Here is a 3,572-nt window from a genome sequence, read left to right as displayed (position 1 = left end):
GCAGCTTCTTCATGAGATGATTAATGCCTATCAGGGTTTGAAGATGATGTCTTGTTTTGTGAAGTGGATTGCGTTCATTGCCTTTATGTTTGTTATCGATATTGCTCGTCTTATGGATGCGCTGGACAATATCTTCACACACCTCAAGAGGTGGGTCAGCAAAAGTTAGAGATTTAAAGCTTAAAACAATATCCTAAAAAGAACTGTTGATTCGGAATAATTGAGAGAAAACTCTAAAATTTTTTGCTAGAATCAGAGCGAATATTCGTTTGTTTCATAGGGTTTAGATGGTTACCCCCTTTGGGAAAAGCTTACGCAAACTTCGCATTGATCACTCTGAACGTCTTTTAGATATGGCAGAGAGAGTAGACATTTCTATACCATTTTTATCATCTGTAGAACTTGGCAAAAGATCTGTACCGGTTAGCATGGAAGAAAAGATCATAGAGCTTTACGCTTTAGATCAAGAGGCTGCCGCCCGTTTAAGGAGAGAATCGGATGTTTGTCGTCATAGTTTTACAATCAAGCCTTCTGATCAGTTGAGGTGTGAAATCACCGGCATGTTTTCTAGAGTTATAAACAGTATTTCCCAAGAAGATTTAGAAACCTTCAAAAGGATATTAGAAGCGATTAAAGAAAAGAAAAGCAAAAAAAATGCCGCTGTTGCGGAGGAGTATTAGAAAATCCTATTCCCATACATTTATTCACACATCCCGAACCTTAAAAAACATATGAAGAATCAATCAGTTAGATAAGATTTAAAAGCGCATGGTGCCCAAAAGAGGCAGAGTGGGCTTTATTAGCAAGAATCAAACAGTATAAAGACGTGCAAGAGTGTATTGATGTATATAATTTTTTATGTTCCAATAAAAAAATTAAGTATTAAAGAAAAAATCTCAAATCAGAAATTAAAGGTGGTCTAAAAGGTGGACCCAAAAAGGTGGACGGGCAATGCCTGAAAAGGTGGACGAGAGGGGGTGTTAAGTGAGGGCGATTTATAGGTTATCAGCATCATTCGTAAAGACGTCTCCACATGGTAAATATTGTGATGGGGCAGGGCTATGGTTAAATGTTCGAAAAGACAATACGCGCTCTTGGTTTTTTCGCTATACGCACCACAATAAGCGCCGTGAAATGGGGCTTGGTCCTGTTACGAAACTTTCTTTAAAAGAAGCCCGCGAGCTTGCTAGGCATTATAGTGATATTCTTAAAGAAGGTAATGATCCTATTGTTTTTAGAGAACAGACTATTTTAAAACAGCAAAGCAATATCTTTCAAGAAGTTGCGCAAGCGGCTTTTGAAAGCAAAAAAGCAGAGCTGAAAAATGAAGGAAAAAATGGTCGTTGGTTTTCTCCACTAGAGTTGCATGTTATTCCACATATAGGCAAATTATCTATAGAAAAATTGACAGCCAATATCATTCGCAATGTTCTTGCTCCTCTTTGGCATGAAAAAGCAGATACAGCGCGAAAAGCACTGAATCGTATCAATATTTGCTTGAAATATGCTGCTGCTCTTGGCTTGGATGTTGACCTACAGGCTTGTATGAAAGCACGTGCTCTTTTAGGAAAGTCACGTGCGACAACGACGAATATTCCTGCTATGCCTTGGCAAGAACTTCCAGCTTTTTATCAAAACTTAGAGGATAATATCCTTTCAAATTTAGCATTAAGATTACTGATTTTGACAGGTTCTCGATCATATCCATTGCGCTATTTGCGTCTTGAGCAGATTGACAAAAATATATGGACCATACCCAAAGAAAATATGAAAGGTATTGTAGGAAAAGTTTTAGACTTTCGTGTGCCACTGAGTAATGAAGCTATGAAAGTCATTGAAAAAACTCTGCCTTTTGAAAAAAACGGCTTTCTATTTGCAGGGCTTAAAGGCAAGCCAATTTCTGATGCAACGCTTTCTAAATTCATGAAAGACAAAGGCTTTGATTATAGACCTCATGGTTTTAGATCGAGTCTTCGTGATTGGATAGCGGAGACAACATCAACACCATTTGAAATTGCAGAATCTATTCTTGCGCATTCAGTTGGTAATTCAGTGACAAAAGCTTACATGCGAACGGATTTTTTGGAACAACGGCGTGTTCTTTTGGAGCAATGGGCATCTTTTATATCAGGAAGTACTTGACATTATTTCTGTAATGTATATCTTCGAATCAGGTGCCTCAAAAACACCTTGACGATAAGCGGATGGATTGCCGAAACAGTCTCTTCTCCGCGCATTAAAAGCTTTGACTCATTATATGCGTATAGCATATAAATGGCTTGTCGGGTGTGGTTACACTATACAATACCCTTACGGGGAAAGTGTAACGACGGACTTATCGCCGTGTTTTTGAGCACCCGGCACTCTTTTATCGAGTGTCAATCAAAAACATTTAACGATAAGGAGTTCATTATGAACACTCTTATTCCGATATCGGAACAAACTATTGATCAGGAAACTGTCAAAACTGTTAATGCACGTGAGTTACATGCGTTTTTGGAAGTAGGTAAAGATTTTTCCAATTGGGTTACTGACCGTATCAAAAAATATAATTTAGTAGAAAATCAAGACTTTGTTTGCTCGCCAAATCTGGCGAGCAAAGGTAGGGGTGGACATAATCGTAAAGACTATCATCTGACTTTAAGTGTAGCCAAAGAACTTTCTATGCTTGAGAATAATCAGAAAGGTAGAGAGGCTCGTTTATACTTTATCGAATGCGAACGACTTGCAAAGCAGGTAGCAACACCACAAATAGATTACTCCAAACCTGAGGCATTACTTGGTGTCTTGAATCATCTACAAAACCAAATCGAGCAGAAAGATCATGTGATTGCTGAGTTAGAACCCAAAGCAAAAGCACTTGATGGCTTAAAGCGTTCAGATGGTTTGTTTGGTTTGATTGAATCTGCAAAGATGCTTGAAGTACGACCAAAAGATTTAACTGATTACTTGCGTAAACATGATTGGGTCTATCGACGGGCTCCAGGTGCTCCTTTGTTACCCTATCAGGATAAGATCAAGAAAGGTCTCATGGATTGCCCTGCTATTACTATTCAAAGACCCGATGGTACAGAAAAGGTGCTCCCTTCCACGAAAATCACATCTAGAGGATTAGCTTGCTTGAGAGAACAAATCCATGGAGGTGTGCAATGAATACCAGTATCGATTTTTTATGCGATTTATGGATAGCTTTGTTTCAGTTTGTCAATTGTGAAGACATTAAAGATAAAGACTGTAGCGCACTGGTTGAGGTCATGGGCGTGGTAGAAAAAGCTTTGATTTTAAAACTTCAAGATGACGTGCCAAATATTACAAAGATTCTAGCAGTCCTTACAGACTTTGGAGCTTCAGAGTTTCCTACAGCTATAGATCCTTTTTTGAAAGCTTACCAGCCGAATTGGGAAAACCCCATTAAAAAGGTTGCTTAAGTAAAACATATCCCTTCCCATTTCAAAAGTGAGGAGGGGATAAAGCTTTTAGTTTTTTGAAAACCACTGTTTTAAATGGGCAAAGACACTGTCTATCGCATCCATAAGCCGGGCAAAGTCAAGGATTAGCAAAAAGAGAAAAAA

4 protein-coding genes are annotated in these 3,572 nt (G+C 38.5%); all 4 read left to right on the top strand.

Annotated elements, in window-relative coordinates; all coding sequences use genetic code 11:
- Positions 1–287: 287 nt before the first annotated feature.
- The 4 genes from AC0QT4_RS08650 (at position 288) to AC0QT4_RS08635 (ending at position 3,428) form a co-directional block, all read left to right on the top strand.
- Positions 288–680 (top strand): XRE family transcriptional regulator, encoded by a 393-nt coding sequence (locus AC0QT4_RS08650; protein WP_473201275.1) that lies wholly within the window; start codon positions 288–290, stop codon positions 678–680.
- 304 nt (positions 681–984) lie between these two features.
- The gene (locus AC0QT4_RS08645) at positions 985–2,142 is read left to right on the top strand and encodes a tyrosine-type recombinase/integrase (RefSeq protein WP_473201274.1); all 1,158 of its coding nucleotides are present in this window, start codon (positions 985–987) and stop codon (positions 2,140–2,142) included.
- Positions 2,143–2,412: 270 nt separating this feature from the next.
- On the top strand, positions 2,413–3,153 hold the full coding sequence (locus AC0QT4_RS08640) for an antA/AntB antirepressor family protein (protein ID WP_473201273.1): 741 nt from the start codon (positions 2,413–2,415) through the stop codon (positions 3,151–3,153).
- Complete coding sequence (locus tag AC0QT4_RS08635; RefSeq protein WP_473201272.1) at positions 3,150–3,428, top strand: hypothetical protein; 279 nt, start codon at positions 3,150–3,152, stop codon at positions 3,426–3,428. Before AC0QT4_RS08640 ends, AC0QT4_RS08635 begins: the two co-directional genes overlap by 4 nt.
- The last annotated feature ends 144 nt before the right edge of the window (positions 3,429–3,572 follow it).

This window comes from Bartonella sp. EBT8, assembly GCF_055796165.1.
Note: the sequence above shows the minus strand (reverse complement) of the source record. Positions and strands in the feature narration are given on the sequence as shown.

Bases quoted from the DNA above. Each gene is read 5' to 3' on its own strand.
- AC0QT4_RS08640 (WP_473201273.1), top strand. From the start codon at position 2,413: ATGAACACTCTTATTCCGATATCGGAACAAACTATTGATCAGGAAACT.
- AC0QT4_RS08650 (WP_473201275.1), top strand. From the start codon at position 288: ATGGTTACCCCCTTTGGGAAAAGCTTACGCAAACTTCGCATTGATCAC.
- AC0QT4_RS08635 (WP_473201272.1), top strand. From the start codon at position 3,150: ATGAATACCAGTATCGATTTTTTATGCGATTTATGGATAGCTTTGTTT.